Genomic DNA, 18373 nt, shown 5'->3' on the forward strand with positions numbered 1-18373 from the left:
CAATCGTGCCGATGTTGACGTGCGGCTTATTACGCTCAAACTTTTCCTTTGCCATGATGGCCTCCTTTTTCGGTAATGAAGGGAGCCCCTGGCCGGAGCTCCCTCAAATCTTCGCTTATGCGTATTTCGCCTGAATCTCGTCCGAGATGTTCTGCGGAACCGGATCGTAGTGGTCGAACTGCATGGTGAACTGGGCACGGCCCGACGACATCGAACGCAGAGTGTTGATGTAGCCGAACATGTTGGCCAGCGGAACGAACGCATCGATCGCGATCGCGTTGCCGCGCGGTTCCTGACCAGACACCTGGCCACGACGCGAGGTCAGGTCGCCGATGATACCGCCGGTGTATTCTTCCGGGGTGATCACTTCGACCTTCATGATCGGTTCCAGCAGCTTCGCGCCAGCTTTGCGCATGCCTTCACGCATACACATCCGCGATGCGATTTCGAACGCCAGAACGCTCGAGTCAACGTCGTGGAACTTACCGTCCAGCAGGGCAACCTTGAAGTCGATCACGGGGAAGCCAGCCAGCGGGCCGCTATCCATGACCGAGTTGATGCCTTTTTCAACACCCGGGATGTATTCCTTCGGAACGGCACCACCAACGATGCGGCTTTCGAACGAGTAACCTTCGCCTGCTTCGGTCGGCTGGATCTCCAGCTTGACTTCCGCGAACTGACCTGAACCACCCGACTGTTTCTTGTGGGTGTAGGTGTGCTCAACCGGCATCGAGATGGTTTCACGGTAGGCCACCTGAGGTGCACCGATGTTCGCCTCGACCTTGAACTCGCGCTTCAGACGGTCAACCAGGATGTCCAGGTGAAGTTCGCCCATGCCCTTCATGATGGTCTGACCGGATTCCAGATCAGTTTCCACACGGAAGGACGGGTCTTCGGCGGCCAGACGGGCCAGACCCTGGGACATCTTCTCTTGGTCGCCCTTGGTTTTGGGCTCAACCGCGATCTCGATAACCGGATCGGGGAAGGTCATGGTTTCCAGAACCACCGGATCCTTCGCGTCACACAGGGTGTCACCGGTGGTGGTGTCTTTCAGACCCGCCAGCGCGATGATGTCGCCTGCAAACGCTTCTTCGATCTCTTCCCGGTTGTTCGAGTGCATCATCATCATACGACCGATGCGCTCTTTTTTACCTTTGGTCGAGTTCAGGATCGAGTCACCCTTGTTCATGGTGCCCGAGTAGATCCGGGTGAAAGTCAGCGAGCCAACGAAGGGGTCGTTCATGATTTTGAACGCCAGACCCGAGAAGGCCATGTCGTCGTCTGCACGACGTGCGATGTCACGAACTTCTTCCTCGTCGCCGGGTTTGAAGCCCATGTAATCAACAACGTCCAGCGGGCTGGGCAGATAGTCGATCACAGCGTTGAGCAGCGGCTGAACGCCTTTGTTCTTGAACGCAGACCCACCCAGAACCGGAACGAACGCGATCTCCAGAGTACCTTTGCGCAGCAGGGCGCGCAGGGTCGGAACGTCGGGCTCATTGCCTTCCAGGTATTCCATCATCGCGTCGTCGTCCATTTCGACGGCCGCTTCGATCATCTTGCCGCGCCATTCGTCAGCCATGTCTTTCAGGCTGTCGCGGATCGGAGCTTTGATCCAGCTTGCGCCCAGATCTTCGCCCTGCCACAGCCACTCTTCCATGGTGACCAGGTCGATCAGACCTTCCAGCTCGGACTCGGCGCCGATCGGAATGCCAACCGGAACAGCGCGTGCGCCGGTGCGGTCTTCGATCATGTTGACGCAGTTGAAGAAGTCAGCGCCGATCTTGTCCATTTTGTTGACGAAAACCATACGCGGAACCTTGTAGCGGTCAGCCTGACGCCACACGGTTTCGGTCTGGGGCTCAACACCGGCGTTTGCGTCCAGAACGCAGACAGCACCGTCGAGAACCGCAAGCGAACGCTCAACTTCGATGGTGAAGTCAACGTGGCCGGGGGTGTCGATGATGTTCAGGCGGTGCTTAGGAGTTTCTGCGGTCTGACCGTCCTCGGTGCGTTCCCAGAAAGTGGTGGTCGCAGCCGAAGTGATGGTGATGCCGCGTTCCTGCTCCTGCTCCATCCAGTCCATGGTGGCTGCACCATCGTGCACCTCACCGATGTTGTGGGATTTACCAGTGTAATACAGGATACGCTCCGAGCAGGTGGTCTTACCTGCGTCGATGTGCGCCATGATACCGAAGTTACGGTATAGTTCGAGCGGATATTCGCGTGCCATTTTTGATAAGCCTCTGAATTACCAACGGTAGTGACTGAAGGCTTTGTTCGCCTCGGCCATCTTGTGGGTGTCTTCGCGCTTCTTCACGGCAGTACCGCGGGACTGTACAGCGTCCAGCAGCTCACCGGCGAGGCGTTCTTCCATGGTGTTTTCGTTGCGGCCGCGCGCAGCGGTGATCAGCCAGCGGATGGCCAGCGCTTCGCGGCGCTCAGGGCGCACTTCGACCGGAACCTGATAGGTTGCACCACCAACCCGGCGCGAGCGAACCTCGACCGACGGTTTGATGTTGTCGAGCGCTTCGTGGAACACTTCGACAGGAGCGCGCTTTACCTTGTTTTCAACGCGGTCAAACGCGTTGTAAACGATGCGCTCTGCGACCGACTTCTTGCCGTCGATCATCAGGTTGTTCATGAATTTGGTCAGTACCTTGTCGCCAAATTTGGCGTCAGGCAGTACTTCGCGTTTTTCGGCGGCGTGACGACGTGACATATCAGCCTCTCCTTCTTACTTGGGACGCTTCGCGCCGTATTTCGAACGACGTTGCTTACGATCTTTGACGCCCTGAGTATCCAGAACACCGCGCAGGATGTGGTAACGCACACCGGGAAGGTCTTTTACACGACCGCCACGGATCAGAACAACCGAGTGTTCCTGCAGGTTGTGGCTTTCACCCGGGATGTACGAGATGACCTCGAACCCGTTGGTCAAGCGCACCTTGGCAACCTTACGCATAGCCGAGTTCGGCTTCTTAGGTGTGGTGGTGTACACGCGGGTGCAGACGCCGCGTTTCTGCGGGCACTGTTCCAAGTGCATGGACTTCGAGCGTTTTACTTTGGGCTGCCGCGGTTTGCGGATCAGCTGTTGAATAGTTGGCATTCCGGTTTCTTCCCCGTTTTGCAACACACATGACATGCACGCGCGTTGCGTGCGGTTAAATTCGCTGCACTCATGCGTCCACAAGCGCAAAACCCGCGAGCGTTCCCATTCCGAGGTGAACGTCGCGGTTTGTTATCAGAGGGCGCGAACGATAAAAGTGTTCGGGCCTTGACCAGTTCATTACTGAAATCGGTTATGGGGCGGCCCCCGGTACCGAGATGTCGCGCGTATTAAGGGGAGTCGGCCCGAGTGTCAACAGCCCAGCGGGAAAGGCGTGTTGTGCATAAGAGCTCCGGCCGTCTATCAGGAACTAATGGAGATTCCCACTGCACCGACGCATTGCAGCACTTCGGCACCGGATGCATAGTGAGCATGCCCTGCAAACCATTGGATGCCCCATGCAAGTCTTTGGCCTGTGCCGATTTTCATTCCCTGCTCTGGGCGATTTCCAGATCGAACATGACACGGTCGCAGATCGGCGCGCCCATCTCTACAACCCTGCTCGTCTGGAAGAGCGGTTCCGCCTGTTCGAATCTGTGACGTTGCCCAGCTTTCGCGCGCAGACAGATGGGGACTATCAGCTTCTGGTCGTTGTTGGGGACTGTCTGCCGCGAAAGGCGCTCGGCCGGCTTAAGGACCTCACCGCTGACATCAAGCAGGTACGAATTGTCCAAAGACCCGTCGAACCAAGCCAGAAACACCGGCAGGTCATGAAACGAATCCTTCAGGAAGCGCGTTCAAATCCGGACCGGCCCTGTCTTCAATTTCGCCATGATGACGACGACAGCATTTCGATTGATTTCATCGAAAGACTGCGCGAGTCCGCCGATGATGTTGCCGGGCTGATTGGAAAAAATCAGGCCATAGGCCTCGATTTCAACAACGGATACCAGGCCTGCTTTGGGCCGAATGGGGTTCGGGCGGCACAAGTCTACAAATCTCTGCTTGGGGTGGGCTTGGGCATGCTTATCGCGGGCGGGTGCGCCCACACGATCATAAGTTTTACCCACAACCGGATCGGGCGTTTCATGCCAGTGGTCAGTTATCCTGATCGCCCGATGTGGATCAGGACATTGAACAACTCCAACGACTCGCCGCGCGCTGAAAAGCAGAAGGCGCAGCTTGCGCCGATCACGCCCGAAATCGAGACCGATTTTGCCACGCGTTTCGCGCTAAACCCCGGTTTCGTACGTTTGCCTCACTTCTCCGCCTGACGCGACCGTTCGCGAAACAGAGTGAACATCCCTGCCCCAACTACCAATGCACCACCCAGCATTGTGATCGCGTCCGGCCAGTCACCAAACACAGCCCACCCCAGTCCCAGTGCCCAAAGCAGGCTGGAATAGCGAAATGGCGCAACAAAACCGACCTCGCCCACGCGCATCACCATGACACTGAACAGATAGCCTATCAGAACAAAGACCGCAGCGCTGGCGATCATCGCTCCAGATGCGGTCGAGACCGGCACCCATCCTTCAAACGTGGAGACGATGATCGCTGCCAATGTGATAGTGAGGGATGTCGCCAGTGTTACCACCACAGAAGGTACTTCAGCTGACATTCGGCGGGTGATCAAATCGCGAACTGTAACGGAAGCAACCGCAATCAATGCGTAAATCGCATAGATGCTGAACCCTTCAGGACCGGGCCGAACGATCAACAACATACCGACGAACCCAAGCGCAATTGCAGCAATACGTCTCCATCCAATTACTTCACCGAAGAATAAGGCAGCACCCAAAGTCACGGTCAGCGGCAACGCCTGTAGAACTGCCGTAACGTTGGCAAGCGGCATGTGCATCAGAGCCGTCAAAAAGAAGATGGTCGCCGCCAACTCTGCCAGGCAACGTAATGCGATAAGCCATTTGTCATGGAGGGGAAAATTCAGGTGGAGCGCCCCAAGATAACGGGCCATTATCAACACAAGAACTGTCGCCAAAACTCCGCGCATGGCCACAAGTTGGAACAGAGGCAGATCTTGCCCCACCACTTTCACCAACGCATCATTGACGGTAAAGGCCGCCATACTGCCCATCATCAGCAGCGCGCCTTTAACGTTAGGACTCATTTAATCAACACCCGGTCTTCAATATATTGTCGTATTCACTGTTCAATTGATCACGAATTCAATTTGCGCCTGACAATCCTACAGTAATAGTTCCGACGAGCTACACAAACTGTCGACTTTTCAGTCGTTTCAATCTGTCATCTGGGCGGAAGGCGTAGATTTCGAGATCTCGATCTCATCATCCGTCATCTCCTCTTCTACGCCATCAAACAATGGCGTCGAAAGGTAACGCTCGCCCGTATCTGGCAACATTACCAACATGACGGAACCTTCCGGAGCAGTCTCCGCCAGTTTCATCGCGACCGCAAAGGTCGAGCCACCAGAAATACCGGTAAAAATCCCCTCTTCCGCGGCCAAACGGCGCGACCATGCAATACCGTCGCTACCGGGAACGGGAATCAACTCATCAAAGTACGAGTTATCAATGGCCTCCTGCAGAACCCACGGAATAAAATCAGGCGTCCAGCCTTGGATCGGATGCGGCTCGAAGTTCGGATGGCTCTCGGTCGGCTGGTGTATTTCATTGCGCGTGTTCACATATCCTGACGACACAATGGCTGCGTTGGCAGGCTCTGTCAGGATGATCTTGGTCTCAGGGCGCGCTTTTCTAAGAGCCCGGGCCACGCCCGAGACGGTCCCGCCAGTGCCATAGCCCGTAACCCAATAGTCGAGATTCTGCCCATCAAAGTCACCCAAGATTTCCTGCGCGGTGGTATTTTCGTGAATATCGGCGTTGGCTGCGGTTTCAAACTGGCTGGCCAGGAACCAACCGTTCTGCTCGGCCAGTTCTTTAGCTTTTGTATACATGCCGAACCCCTTTTGCGCGCGCGGTGTCAGGACAACTTTTGCCCCCAAAAACCTCATCAGCTTGCGCCGCTCGACCGAGAAACTGTCGGCCATCGTCACAACTAAGGGATAGCCTTTGGCCGCGCAGACCATCGCCAGCCCGATACCGGTATTCCCCGAGGTCGCCTCAACCACTGTCTGACCGGGTTTTAAGCTACCGTCGCGTTCTGCCGCTTCGATGATGTTGAGGGCAAGGCGATCTTTGACAGAACTGGCCGGGTTAAACGCTTCGAATTTTACGTAAACCGTCACGTTTGAGGGCGCGATCCTGTTTATTCGTATGCTTGGCGTGTCTCCGACGGTGTCCAAAATACTGTCATACAGTCGCTTTCGCCCATGCGTTTGACGAGTTGTCATTGCGGCCCCCTCCTCTGTTGACGAAAGCATGCCACAAACCGGATCACATTAGTAACTATCTTTGTGAGAGTTCGCCTCGGAGCGCTCACAACAAGAAAGGCCCCGCGAAATCGCGGGGCCTTTCTTAGTTATTGAGGGTGCCTATTCGCGGCTTTCCGGTGTTTCCACCAGAACGTCCAGCTCATCACCGACCATGTCGTCGTCGAAGGTCGGAGCGGCCAGAGCAGCGGCTGCTTCGGCCTCTTCCCTGCGCGCTTCGATAACCACGTTGTCGCGCGACTGCGCGATGTGGCGGACGGCCTGAGTGGCCCCACCGGTCCCGGCGGGGATCAGACGACCAACGATTACGTTCTCTTTCAGGCCAACCAGCTTGTCTTTCTTGCCCTGAACCGAGGCTTCGGTCAGCACGCGGGTGGTTTCCTGGAACGACGCCGCCGAGATGAACGAACGCGTCTGCAGCGAAGCTTTGGTGATCCCCAGAAGGATCGGCTCACCCTGAGCCGGACGACCGCCACGCGAGATAGTCTTCTCGTTGGCTGCGTCGAACTCTTGCTTGTCGACATGTTCGCCTTTCAGCAGGGTGGTGTCACCTGAATCCAGGATCTCCCACTTCTGCAGCATCTGGCGCACGATGACCTCGATGTGCTTGTCGTTGATCTTAACGCCCTGCAGACGATAAACGTCCTGCACTTCGTCGATCATGTAATCCGCCAGCGCTTCGACACCCATGATGGACAGGATGTCATGCGGAGCCGGGTTACCGTCCATCAGGTATTCACCCTTCTGGATGAAGTCCCCTTCGGCGACCGGGATGTGCTTGCCCTTGGGTACCATGTATTCGATGGTCTCCATGGACTCGTCAGCCGGTTCGATGCTGATGCGGCGCTTGTTCTTGTAGTCGCGGCCAAAGCGCACGTAACCATCGGCCTCTGCGATGATCGCGTGATCTTTCGGACGACGGGCTTCGAACAGTTCGGCCACACGTGGCAGACCACCGGTGATGTCCTTGGTCTTGGCGCCTTCACGCGGGATACGCGCAACAACGTCACCGGCTTCGATGGTCTGACCATCTTCGACGGACAGGATCGCATCCACCGACATCGGATAGTGAACCGGGTTGCCCGCATCGTTGCGGACCGGCTCGCCATCTTCACCGACCAGAATAATCTCGGGCTTGAGGTCGCTGCCTTTGGGGGCCGCGCGCCAGTCGATCACGATCTTCTGGGTCATACCGGTTGCGTCGTCGGTCTCATCCCGGACCGCAAGGCCCGAAACAAGGTCGACATATTTCGCGGTACCGGCTTTCTCGGCGATGATCGGCAGGGTGTAGGGATCCCATTCGAACAGCTTGTCACCACGAGCAACCTTGGTGCCGTCCTTGACAAACAGCTTGGAGCCATAGCCCAGCTTGTGGCTGGCACGCTCTTCGCCGTGTTCGTCGCTGATCACCAGCTTCATGTTCCGGCCCATAACGAGGCTTTCGCCTGCGGCATTGACCAGAATCTGCGGGTTCTCGAAGGAAACGACGCCTTCCTGGCTGGCTTCCTGGAACGACTGCTGACCACCTTGCGCAACACCACCGATGTGGAAAGTACGCATCGTCAGCTGCGTACCGGGTTCACCAATGGACTGCGCGGCGATGATGCCGACAGCCTCACCTGTGTTCACCATCGTGCCGCGTGCAAGGTCACGACCGTAGCAGGTGGCGCAGACGCCTTCCTCGGACTCACAGGTCAGAGGCGAGCGGATGCGCATCGACGCAACACCAGCTTCGTCAATGGTGTCCGCCATGCGTTCGTCGATCAACTGACCAGCGGCCACGATCACCTCATCCGTGCCCGGACGCAGAACATCGTCAGCCGCCACACGACCCAGCACACGTTCGGCCAGCGAGGCAACAACCTCACCGTCATTCACGGCGGCTTCGGCTGTGATCGCACGCTCAGTACCACAGTCGATCTCGCGAACGATGCAGTCCTGTGCGACGTCCACCAGACGACGGGTCAGGTAACCCGAGTTCGCCGTCTTCAGAGCGGTATCCGACAGACCCTTACGGGCACCGTGGGTCGAGTTGAAGTACTCGAGAACGGTCAGACCTTCTTTAAAGTTCGAGATAATCGGCGTCTCGATGATGTCACCGTTCGGCTTGGCCATCAGGCCACGCATACCGCCCAGCTGTTTCATCTGAGTGACCGAGCCACGCGCACCCGAGTGGGCCATCATGTAGACCGAGTTCGGCTCTTGATCTGACCCGTCTTCGGCCTTGGCAACGTCCGAGATGGTGCTCATCATCGCTTCGGTGACGCGGTCGTTACACTTCGACCAGGCATCAACAACTTTGTTGTACTTTTCGCCCTGAGTGATCAGGCCGTCCATGTACTGCTGTTCAAAGTCCTTCACCTGACCGCGGGTGTCATCAACGATGCCCCACTTGTCATCCGGGATGACCATGTCGTCCTTACCGAACGAGATGCCCGCCTTGAAGGCTTCTTTGAAGCCCATCGACATGATCTGGTCACAGAAGATAACCGACTCTTTCTGACCGCAGTAACGGTAGACGGTGTCGATCACCTGCTGCACTTCTTTCTTCCGCAGCAGGCGGTTGACCAGCTCGAACGGGGCTTTGTTGTTCATCGGCAGCAATGCACCCAGACGCAGACGGCCCGGAGTGGTTTCATAGCGCTTCTGAACTTCGTTGCCTTCGTCGTCGATCTGCGTGATCCGCGCGGTGATTTTCGAGTGCAGATGCACCTCACCCGCGTCCAGCGCGTGCTGAACTTCTTCGATCGAACCGAAGACCTTGCCTTCGCCCGGCATGCCTTCGCGTTCGAGGGTCACATAGTACAGACCCAGGATCATATCCTGCGACGGAACGATGATCGGTGCACCGTTTGCAGGCGACAGAACGTTGTTCGTCGACATCATCAGAACACGCGCTTCCAGCTGCGCCTCAAGGCTTAGCGGGACGTGAACGGCCATCTGGTCCCCGTCGAAGTCGGCGTTAAAGGCCGAGCAGACCAGCGGGTGCAGCTGGATGGCTTTACCTTCGATGAGAACCGGCTCGAACGCCTGAATGCCAAGACGGTGCAGCGTCGGCGCACGGTTCAGCATGACAGGATGTTCGCGGATCACCTCGTCGAGGATATCCCACACTTCGGGACGTTCTTTCTCGACCAGTTTCTTCGCTTGCTTAACAGTCGAAGACAGACCCTTGGCTTCAAGGCGCGAGTAGATGAACGGCTTGAACAGCTCCAACGCCATCTTCTTGGGCAGACCACACTGGTGCAGCTTCAGCTCCGGACCGGTCACGATGACCGAACGGCCCGAGAAGTCGACGCGCTTACCCAGAAGGTTCTGACGGAAGCGGCCCTGCTTGCCTTTCAGCATGTCCGACAGCGATTTCAGCGGACGCTTGTTGGCGCCGGTGATCACGCGGCCACGACGGCCGTTGTCGAACAGAGCGTCCACGGATTCCTGCAGCATCCGCTTTTCGTTGCGGACGATGATGTCAGGCGCGCGCAGCTCGATCAGCCGCTTCAGACGGTTGTTCCGGTTGATGACGCGGCGATACAGATCGTTCAGATCCGAGGTCGCGAAACGGCCACCATCCAGCGGGACCAGCGGACGCAGTTCCGGTGGAATGACCGGGATCACGGTCATCACCATCCATTCAGGCCGGTTGCCCGACTCGAGGAAGGATTCAACAACCTTCAGACGCTTGATGATCTTTTTGGGCTTCAACTCGCCGGTTGCTTCGGCCAGATCAGCGCGCAGCTGCTCGGCTTCGGCTTCCAGATCGATCTGTGCCAGCATCTCGCGGATGGCTTCGGCACCGATATTCGCGGTGAACGCATCCATGCCATAGGCATCCTGCGCGTCCATGTACTCTTCTTCAGTCAGCATCTGGCCGTAGGTCAGGTCAGTCAGACCGGGCTCGATGACGACATAGTTTTCAAAGTACAGAACGCGTTCCAGATCACGCAGCGTCATGTCCAGCATCAGACCGATGCGGGACGGCAGCGATTTCAGGAACCAGATATGCGCAACGGGCGCGGCCAGTTCGATATGGCCCATACGCTCGCGGCGGACTTTCTGCAGGGTGACTTCCACGCCACACTTTTCGCAGACAACGCCGCGATACTTCATCCGCTTATATTTGCCGCACAGACATTCGTAATCTTTGATCGGGCCAAAGATACGCGCGCAGAACAGGCCGTCACGCTCAGGCTTGAACGTCCGGTAGTTGATGGTTTCGGGTTTCTTGATCTCGCCATAGGACCAAGACAGAATTCGCTCAGGGCTGGCCAAAGAGACCTTGATCTCGTCAAAGACCTTCGGGGGCGTCAGCGGGTTGAACGGGTTGTTGGTGATTTCCTGGTTCATTTGTTACCTCAAATCTTGCGGAAGGGGGGACGGGAGAAAGGGCTGCGCCCTCACTCCTCAACCTCCGCATCCAGGAGTTCCATATTCAGGCCGAGGCCACGGACTTCTTTCACCAGAACGTTGAACGATTCCGGTACGCCCGCTTCAAAGTTATCCTCGCCCTTGACGATCGACTCATAGACCTTGGTCCGACCGGCGACGTCATCCGATTTCACGGTGAGCATCTCCTGCAGAGTGTAGGCGGCGCCGTAAGCTTCCAGAGCCCAGACCTCCATCTCACCAAAGCGCTGACCACCGAACTGCGCCTTACCACCCAGCGGCTGCTGGGTAACCAGGCTGTACGGCCCGGTCGAACGCGCGTGGATCTTGTCGTCCACCAGGTGGTGCAATTTCAGCAGGTACTTGATGCCCACGGTGACCGGGCGCGCGAATTGCTCACCGGTGCGACCGTCGAACAGAACCGACTGACCGCTTTCCGAGAAGCCTGCACGCACCAGCGCGTCGTTGACGTCAGCCTCTTTGGCCCCGTCAAAGACCGGGGTCGCAATCGGAACACCGCGGGTCACGTTGCCCGCAGCCTCGATCAGGCCATCCTCGTCCAGACCTGTGATGCCTTCTTTGTAGACATTTTCACCATAGGCCAGCTTCATCGCTTCGCGTACCGGGGTCAGATCGCCGGACCGGCGGTATTCACCCAAAGCGTCGTCAATGTTCAGACCCAGACCGCGTGCGGCCCAACCCATGTGGGTTTCAAGGATCTGACCGACGTTCATACGCGAAGGCACACCCAGCGGGTTCAGACAGAAGTCAACCGGAGTACCATCGGCCAGGAACGGCATGTCTTCCATCGGAACAACCTTGGAGATCACACCTTTGTTCCCGTGACGACCGGCCATCTTGTCACCCGGCTGCAGCTTACGCTTCACGGCGATGAAGACTTTGACCATCTTCATCACACCCGGCGGCAGGTCGTCGCCACGACGGACTTTCTCGACCTTGTCCTCGAAACGGGCGTCCAGAGCACGCTTTTGCACTTCGTATTGCTCGTTCAGAGCTTCAACGATCTGTGCATCCTGCTCGCCTTCCAGCGCCAACTGCCACCACTGACCGCGGGTCAGGGTTTCCAGCAGATCCTCGGTGATCACCGACCCTGCCTTGACGCCTTTCGGGCCTTTGACAGCGGTTTTACCCAGGATCAGACCTTGCAGACGCGCGTAGATGTTGCGGTCAAGAATCGCCAGCTCGTCGTCCCGGTCACGGGCCAGACGTTCGACTTCCTCACGCTCGATCTGCAGCGCACGCTCGTCTTTCTCGACGCCGTGACGGTTGAAGACGCGGACCTCAACGACCGTACCGTAGTCACCCGGCTTCACGCGTAGCGAGGTGTCGCGCACGTCAGATGCTTTTTCACCAAAGATGGCGCGCAGCAGCTTTTCTTCCGGGGTCATCGGGCTTTCGCCCTTCGGAGTGATCTTGCCGACCAGAATATCGCCCGGCTCAACATCCGCACCGATGTAAACGATGCCTGCCTCGTCGAGGTTGCGCAGCGCTTCTTCACCGACGTTCGGGATGTCGCGGGTGATCTCTTCCGGGCCCAGCTTGGTGTCACGGGCGGCGACTTCGAATTCCTCGATATGGACCGAGGTAAAGACGTCATCACGCGCGATACGTTCCGAGATCAGGATCGAGTCTTCGTAGTTGTAACCGTTCCACGGCATGAACGCGACGACCACGTTCTTACCAAGCGCCAGTTCACCCATATCGGTCGACGGACCGTCGGCAATGACTTCGCCCTTTTGGACGGTGTCACCCACCTTGATCAGCGGACGCTGGTTGATGCAGGTGTTCTGGTTCGACCGCTGGAATTTGCGCAGACGATAGATGTCAACGCCAGCGTCGCCCAGTTCCAAATCCTCGGTGGCGCGAATAACGATACGCTGGGCATCGACCTGGTCAATGATACCGGCGCGTTTCGCCTGAATCGCAGCGCCCGAGTCGATCGCAACCTTTTCCTCGATCCCGGTACCGACCAGCGGCGCTTCGGCGCGCAGCAGCGGAACCGCCTGACGTTGCATGTTCGAGCCCATCAGAGCGCGGTTGGCGTCGTCATTTTCAAGGAACGGGATCAACGATGCAGCAACCGAGACCAGCTGTTTCGGCGACACGTCGATCAGGTCCACATTCTCGCGCGGGGCGAGGGTGTAGTCACCGGCCTGACGGGTCGAAACCAGATCGTTGATGAACTTACCATCGGCATCCAGCGTCGCGTTCGCCTGCGCCACGGTGTGACGCATTTCTTCGGTCGCGGACATGTAGTGTACCTCATCGGTCACCTCGGCGTCTTTGACGACGCGGTAGGGTGTTTCGATGAAACCATACTTGTTCACGCGGGCAAAGGTGGCCAGCGAGTTGATCAGACCAATGTTCGGACCTTCTGGCGTTTCAATCGGGCACATCCGGCCATAGTGGGTCGGGTGTACATCGCGCACCTCAAAGCCCGCACGCTCACGCGTCAGACCGCCCGGGCCAAGCGCCGAGAGACGGCGTTTGTGGGTGACTTCCGAAAGCGGGTTGGTCTGGTCCATGAACTGCGACAGCTGCGATGAGCCAAAGAATTCACGAACAGCAGCCGCAGCTGGTTTCGCGTTGATCAGGTCCTGCGGCATGACGGTGTCGATCTCGACCGACGACATACGCTCTTTGATCGCGCGCTCCATGCGCAGCAGGCCAACGCGGTACTGATTTTCCATCAGTTCGCCGACCGAACGCACACGACGGTTGCCGAGGTGGTCGATATCGTCCACGTCGCCTTTGCCGTCACGCAGTTCCACCAGCGCCTTGATGCAGGCCACGATGTCTTCGCGGCGCAGCGTGCGCAGGGTGTCCGGCGCGTCCAGAGCCAGACGCATGTTCATCTTCACACGACCAACGGCGGACAGGTCATAGCGCTCGCTGTCGAAGAACAGGGTGTCGAACAGAGCCGACGCAGCCTCGACGGTGGGAGGCTCGCCCGGACGCATGACGCGGTAGATGTCCATCAGCGCGCTTTCACGGTTCAGGTTCTTGTCCTGAGCCATGGTGTTGCGCATGTAGGGGCCAACGTTGACGTTGTCGATGTCCAGAACCGGGATGTCGGTGATGCCCGCATCCATCAGGTCCTTGACGGTGCCGCCGATCAGGTCGCCGTCTTTATCATACTCCAGGGTCAGCTCATCACCGGCTTCGACATAGATCGCGCCGTTTTCTTCGTTGATGATGTCCTTGGCGACATACTTGCCGACGATGTTGTCGAAGGGCACCAGCAGGTCGGTAACAGCACCTTCGTCGATCAGCTTCTTGACCGCGCGCGGGGTGACTTTCTTGCCCGCTTCGGCAATCACTTCGCCCGATTTCGCGTCGATCAGATCATATGTCGGACGGGTACCGCGCACACGCTCGGGGAAGAAGGGCGTGACCCAGCCTTTCTTCTTGTCCAGCTTGTAGGACACGGTGTTGTAATACGCGTCCATGATCGCTTCCTGATCCAGACCCAGCGCGTACAGCAGGGTTGTCACAGGCAGTTTGCGACGACGGTCGATACGGGCGAACACGATGTCCTTGGCGTCGAACTCAAAGTCCAGCCAGCTGCCGCGATACGGGATGATGCGGCAGGCAAACAGCAGCTTGCCCGAGGAATGGGTCTTGCCCTTGTCGTGATCAAAGAACACACCGGGCGAACGGTGCATCTGGCTGACGATCACACGCTCGGTACCGTTCACGATGAAGGTGCCGTTCGGTGTCATCAGGGGCATATCGCCCATGAACACGTCCTGTTCTTTGATGTCCTTGACCGACTTGGCGCCGGTGTCCTCATCGACATCAAACACGATCAGACGCAGCGTGACCTTCAGCGGCGCGCTGTAGGTCATGTCGCGCTGCATGCACTCTTCGACGTCGTATTTGGGTTTTTCCAGATCGTATTTCACGAACTCCAGAACGGAGGTTTCGTTGAAATCCTTGATCGGGAAAACCGACTGGAACACGCCTTTGATGCCTTCGCCGTCTGTGGGCTGTTCTGCATCGCCGGAGCGCAGGAAAAGATCATAAGAAGATTTCTGCACCTCAATGAGGTTCGGCATCTCCAGCACTTCGCGGATTTTGCCGTAATATTTACGAAGACGTTTCTGGCCAAGGAACGTTTGAGCCATGTCAGATGTCACCTTTCGATGTTCTCAGCGGGCAAAGACACCGTCGGGCCCCGGCATCTTGCACAATCGAGACGACACGTCCGGATCAATTCGTGACCACCGTCCCGAAGGTGGCCTCCCGATCCGAAAACCGTGTCTTAGAAAACGCCCCAGACAATGAGGCCCTTTCTAAGACAGGTTCGGCTGGACCCGGATTTCTCCGGACCCAGCCAAATTTTGCGGCGCATCAGCGATGCACCTGTCGGTTGGCTCAGGCCAGCTCGACTTCGGCGCCAGCTGCTTCCAGCTTGCCTTTGACTTCTTCGGCTTCGTCTTTCGACACGCCTTCTTTGATCTTGCCGCCAGCTTCGACCAGCTCTTTGGCTTCTTTCAGGCCCAGACCAGTGATGCCGCGAACTTCTTTGATCACGTTGATTTTCGAAGCGCCGGCGTTCTTCAGAACGACGTCGAATTCGGTTTTTTCTTCCTCAGCTGCGCCACCGGCGTCGCCACCGGCTGCAACCATTACGGCGCCGCCAGCTGCGGGCTCGATGCCGTATTCGTCTTTGAGGATGGTTTTCAGTTCTTGTGCTTCCAGCAGGGTCAGACCCACGATGCTTTCTGCGAGTGCTTTCAGATCAGCCATTGTATTAGCTCTTTCCGTTTTACAGTGTGTGTTCCAACGTCAGGGTGGTCCCCCTACGCAGATCATTCAGTGCCAACCGCTTACGCAGCTTCCGCCTTCTCTTCGATGGTGGAAAGGATGCTTGCGATGTTGCTTGCAGGTGCGCCAATCGCGCCGGCGATGTTCGAAGCAGGTGCGCCAATGCAGCCCACGATCGAAGCAATAAGCTCCTCGCGAGACGGCATTTTCGAAACTGTTTCGACGCCTTTGCGGTCCAGAGCGTTCTCGCCCATTGCACCGCCGAGGATCTCAAAATTCTTGTTATCCTTGGCGAAGTCCTCGGCCACCTTGGCAGCTGCCACGGGGTCCTCGGAATAGGTCAGAACGGTCATCCCTGTCAGCAGGTCGGCCATGCTTTCACACGGCTTACCCTCAAGGGCGATTTTGGCGAGCCTGTTCTTGGCAACACGCACGGCACCACCCGCGTCACGAGCACGTGCGCGAAGGTCCTGCATCTCGGCAACTGTCAGACCGGCGTAGTGCGAAACCACTACGACGCCAGAGCTTTCGAAGATTTGGCCGAGTTCCTCGACCACTTTCTCTTTCTGGGCTCTATCCACAGTTCTCTCCAAGTTAGGGGCGATATCTCACCCCGGCTCATATTTGCCGCAGCTTTCGCTCCGGCGTTCAGGTCCGTTGTTACGGGATGGGCCAAAACTCGCCCGAGGGTGGGACCCCTCAGAATTCTTTGGTCTTACCCGTCTCAGGCAGGGAATTAAGGGGCCACATGGCACCACCCACCGTCTTGGACGAAACAAAATAAAGCGCACGACGAATCGCACGCTTTATTCCGTGGCTCTTCTTAGGACAGATAGGCCGGGTTTCCAAGAGGTAAATTGGAAGAACGCACCTCTCCTTCACAGCGGCTATACTGCCTAGCTGAAAACGCCCTGAGGCACCTTGATTTCCAGACGTCAAAACGACACCGAGATCGCCTGAAATTGCCGCGGCTATGCGAACTCGGTTCCCCCTTGGGGACCTCATCGTTCGGCGCTATCAACCGCCGGTGAAATCGTGTTGAAGCATCGGTGCAAACTTGCGGCGCGCAGCCCCCCAATTGAAATGAAAAAGCGGGTCCGGTATCCGCCAATTGTCACCGTAACTTTGAGCCAGCAATGCTGGCGCATCCTTCGGGAGCATGATTTCTCCACCATCAAGCGATTTAAGCGGAAAAATCGCACTTTCCGGCAAGGCATTCATTGAGTAAGGATAAACGCTAAAGCGCCCGCTTTCCGTCCACGCCGGAAACAGATCAATAGCAATACCCAAGTTATTTTTGACTTTGAAGACTGGTATATTTCGCTTCAACAATTTGGTATCCAGGCAATCATTGGCAAGCAACTCTCGCTGATATTCAATCCATTTTTCAGCGACGCCTTCAAGCGTGGACTCGCCCAGATATACTGCGAAATCGACATCGTCGTCGTGATCGATCAATCCACCCTCTCGAACGTGGCCCAACAAGGTGCCGGCGTACAGAATGATCGGCTTTCCCAGACGAACTACGGGTTCAAGCTCGGCGTCAAGTTTTGCAAAGATGTCGTCGCCTGCCTTTTCCCCGAATGTTCTGTTATAGCCAGCCGATGTAATGAAATCAGGGTATAGGGTCTGCTTCACGCGATCGAAAAACGAGGCAAAGCGCGCTTCATTACCCTGTTTCGCATAGCGAGTTTCCATACGCGATAGCCTACCGTGCGTCCGGGCAGGCTTTAGTCTCCTGTGGCAATACAGAAGAATAAAAGTCTCTTCCCAATCATCATAGATTGCTTGGTTCTCCAAGCGCATTATGGGATCCTTAAGCGCCTCAACCGCGAGGCGCGTTTTACGAGGCCGTGGTAGTGCAGTTTGCGCCGCAGCATGTGTAAAAACATGCTCTCGAAGTGAGGCAAGCTCCTTGATTAATTCTTCTTCTGTCATGGTGTTTTTTCATAGATCGCGCGGGCGACGATCGCATCTTCTGTTTTATATTTTGCGAAACCACCGCCTTCTACTCCATAGCATTTTCGGAATTCGGAGGCTTCCATTTTGGCATCCAGATCCGCCGCACTTACGTAACGCCGGAAATGCGGTGCCGCTACTTTTGTCGTGGCTCGATCCGCCAACGTTCGATACTCGAACGCCACGACATCGCCCGGTCTGCATCCATTCTGAAGCGCCCTAATCAGAGCATTTTCTTCATCATCTGTGATCGCGTGCAAAAAAAACCGAGCGTAAACGCAAACGGTTTCAGATCGCCGTTCGGTTAACACCTGCTCAACCAATCCATCTTTGAGATTGGTCCGAACAAACTCGAGATCATCACCGCCCTGCTTTTGCGCATGCTTTTGCGCCGATGAAATCGCTGCGTCTGAAGCATCCAGCCCGGTCACTTTGAATCCGTGGCGCGAAAAGAAAAAACTGTCGCGGGCATTTCCGCACCCTACATCAATGACATGTGACTGCCGATCAATCTCATTTGCCACAAATGCTGCAAATTGCGACGGCAAGGTCAGCTCCCATGATCCTGCCGATTTGGCATAAAACTGGTCCCAAAAGGTTTGCCGATCCTCTGGAAGTGATTTCTGACGAAAGTCTTGGTTCATTGATTAGCATTCTCGAACAGTTATTACACAACACTGGCGGAACTGTGTCAGACCTCAACTTCCAGTTCAATCGCTTCTTTAGCCACCAGCACTGAGGCGGTGAATCTGGGATTTTGCCCCATCACTGCTTTTGAGTCAGCGCAGCTGTCACCGGGTTGGAAATTAACAACACCCCAA

General features: G+C 56.7%; 12 protein-coding genes. 1 reads left to right on the forward strand and 11 read right to left on the reverse strand.

The genetic code is table 11. From position 1 onward, the window contains the following. Window positions 1-115: 115 nt before the first annotated feature. Genes fusA through rpsL form a run of 3 tightly spaced genes read right to left on the reverse strand, consistent with a single transcriptional unit; the run spans window position 116 to window position 3109 of the window. Complete coding sequence (fusA, locus tag AC2TEM_RS17885; protein WP_170328783.1) at window positions 116-2233, reverse strand: elongation factor G; 2118 nt, start codon at window positions 2231-2233, stop codon at window positions 116-118. A gap of 18 nt (window positions 2234-2251) precedes the next feature. Further along, on the reverse strand, window positions 2252-2722 hold the full coding sequence (gene rpsG / locus AC2TEM_RS17890) for a 30S ribosomal protein S7 (RefSeq protein WP_010441203.1): 471 nt from the start codon (window positions 2720-2722) through the stop codon (window positions 2252-2254). Between the two features lie 15 nt (window positions 2723-2737). Further along, on the reverse strand, window positions 2738-3109 hold the full coding sequence (gene rpsL, locus AC2TEM_RS17895; RefSeq protein WP_005621086.1) for a 30S ribosomal protein S12: 372 nt from the start codon (window positions 3107-3109) through the stop codon (window positions 2738-2740). Window positions 3110-3468: 359 nt separating this feature from the next. On the opposite strand from rpsL, the gene AC2TEM_RS17900 reads away from it, so the two are divergent. Continuing rightward, window positions 3469-4323 (forward strand): glycosyltransferase, encoded by an 855-nt coding sequence (locus tag AC2TEM_RS17900; RefSeq protein WP_480856344.1) that lies wholly within the window; start codon window positions 3469-3471, stop codon window positions 4321-4323. Here AC2TEM_RS17900 and AC2TEM_RS17905 read toward each other — a convergent pair. The 8 genes from AC2TEM_RS17905 to AC2TEM_RS17940 all read right to left on the reverse strand — a co-directional run bounded on the left by AC2TEM_RS17905 (window position 4308) and on the right by AC2TEM_RS17940 (window position 18196). Continuing rightward, complete coding sequence (locus tag AC2TEM_RS17905) at window positions 4308-5177, reverse strand: DMT family transporter (protein WP_170406483.1); 870 nt, start codon at window positions 5175-5177, stop codon at window positions 4308-4310. The genes AC2TEM_RS17900 and AC2TEM_RS17905 overlap by 16 nt on opposite strands. A gap of 129 nt (window positions 5178-5306) precedes the next feature. Continuing rightward, window positions 5307-6380 carry a pyridoxal-phosphate dependent enzyme gene (locus AC2TEM_RS17910; RefSeq protein ID WP_170425739.1) on the reverse strand — a complete coding sequence of 358 codons (1074 nt, stop codon included), beginning with the start codon at window positions 6378-6380 and terminating at the stop codon, window positions 5307-5309. 141 nt (window positions 6381-6521) lie between these two features. Then, window positions 6522-10763 carry a DNA-directed RNA polymerase subunit beta' gene (rpoC, locus tag AC2TEM_RS17915; protein WP_170406489.1) on the reverse strand — a complete coding sequence of 1414 codons (4242 nt, stop codon included), beginning with the start codon at window positions 10761-10763 and terminating at the stop codon, window positions 6522-6524. Between the two features lie 50 nt (window positions 10764-10813). Beyond that, entirely contained in the window at window positions 10814-14950 is a 4137-nt protein-coding gene (gene rpoB, locus AC2TEM_RS17920) for a DNA-directed RNA polymerase subunit beta (RefSeq protein ID WP_170425741.1), read from the reverse strand. Window positions 14951-15200: 250 nt separating this feature from the next. Then, window positions 15201-15575, reverse strand: coding sequence for a 50S ribosomal protein L7/L12 (gene rplL, locus AC2TEM_RS17925; protein ID WP_010441182.1), 375 nt, complete (start codon window positions 15573-15575; stop codon window positions 15201-15203). A gap of 80 nt (window positions 15576-15655) precedes the next feature. After that, the gene (gene rplJ / locus AC2TEM_RS17930) at window positions 15656-16174 is read right to left on the reverse strand and encodes a 50S ribosomal protein L10 (RefSeq protein WP_010441181.1); all 519 of its coding nucleotides are present in this window, start codon (window positions 16172-16174) and stop codon (window positions 15656-15658) included. Window positions 16175-16610: 436 nt separating this feature from the next. Next, window positions 16611-17531, reverse strand: coding sequence for a LicD family protein (locus tag AC2TEM_RS17935; protein ID WP_170425743.1), 921 nt, complete (start codon window positions 17529-17531; stop codon window positions 16611-16613). Then, complete coding sequence (locus AC2TEM_RS17940) at window positions 17528-18196, reverse strand: class I SAM-dependent methyltransferase (protein ID WP_170425745.1); 669 nt, start codon at window positions 18194-18196, stop codon at window positions 17528-17530. The genes AC2TEM_RS17935 and AC2TEM_RS17940 overlap by 4 nt, the downstream gene beginning before the upstream one ends. Window positions 18197-18373: the final 177 nt, after the last annotated feature.

The organism is Ruegeria sp. HKCCD3925 (assembly GCF_057221175.1).

Excerpts from the sequence above, each read along its gene's own strand:
- fusA (WP_170328783.1), bottom strand. The coding sequence starts at position 2,233 with ATGGCACGCGAATATCCGCTCGAACTATACCGTAACTTCGGTATCATG.
- rpsG (WP_010441203.1), bottom strand. The coding sequence starts at position 2,722 with ATGTCACGTCGTCACGCCGCCGAAAAACGCGAAGTACTGCCTGACGCC.
- rpsL (WP_005621086.1), bottom strand. The coding sequence starts at position 3,109 with ATGCCAACTATTCAACAGCTGATCCGCAAACCGCGGCAGCCCAAAGTA.
- AC2TEM_RS17900 (WP_480856344.1), top strand. The coding sequence starts at position 3,469 with ATGCATAGTGAGCATGCCCTGCAAACCATTGGATGCCCCATGCAAGTC.
- AC2TEM_RS17905 (WP_170406483.1), bottom strand. The coding sequence starts at position 5,177 with ATGAGTCCTAACGTTAAAGGCGCGCTGCTGATGATGGGCAGTATGGCG.
- AC2TEM_RS17910 (WP_170425739.1), bottom strand. The coding sequence starts at position 6,380 with ATGACAACTCGTCAAACGCATGGGCGAAAGCGACTGTATGACAGTATT.
- rpoC (WP_170406489.1), bottom strand. The coding sequence starts at position 10,763 with ATGAACCAGGAAATCACCAACAACCCGTTCAACCCGCTGACGCCCCCG.
- rpoB (WP_170425741.1), bottom strand. The coding sequence starts at position 14,950 with ATGGCTCAAACGTTCCTTGGCCAGAAACGTCTTCGTAAATATTACGGC.
- rplL (WP_010441182.1), bottom strand. The coding sequence starts at position 15,575 with ATGGCTGATCTGAAAGCACTCGCAGAAAGCATCGTGGGTCTGACCCTG.
- AC2TEM_RS17935 (WP_170425743.1), bottom strand. The coding sequence starts at position 17,531 with ATGACAGAAGAAGAATTAATCAAGGAGCTTGCCTCACTTCGAGAGCAT.
- AC2TEM_RS17940 (WP_170425745.1), bottom strand. The coding sequence starts at position 18,196 with ATGAACCAAGACTTTCGTCAGAAATCACTTCCAGAGGATCGGCAAACC.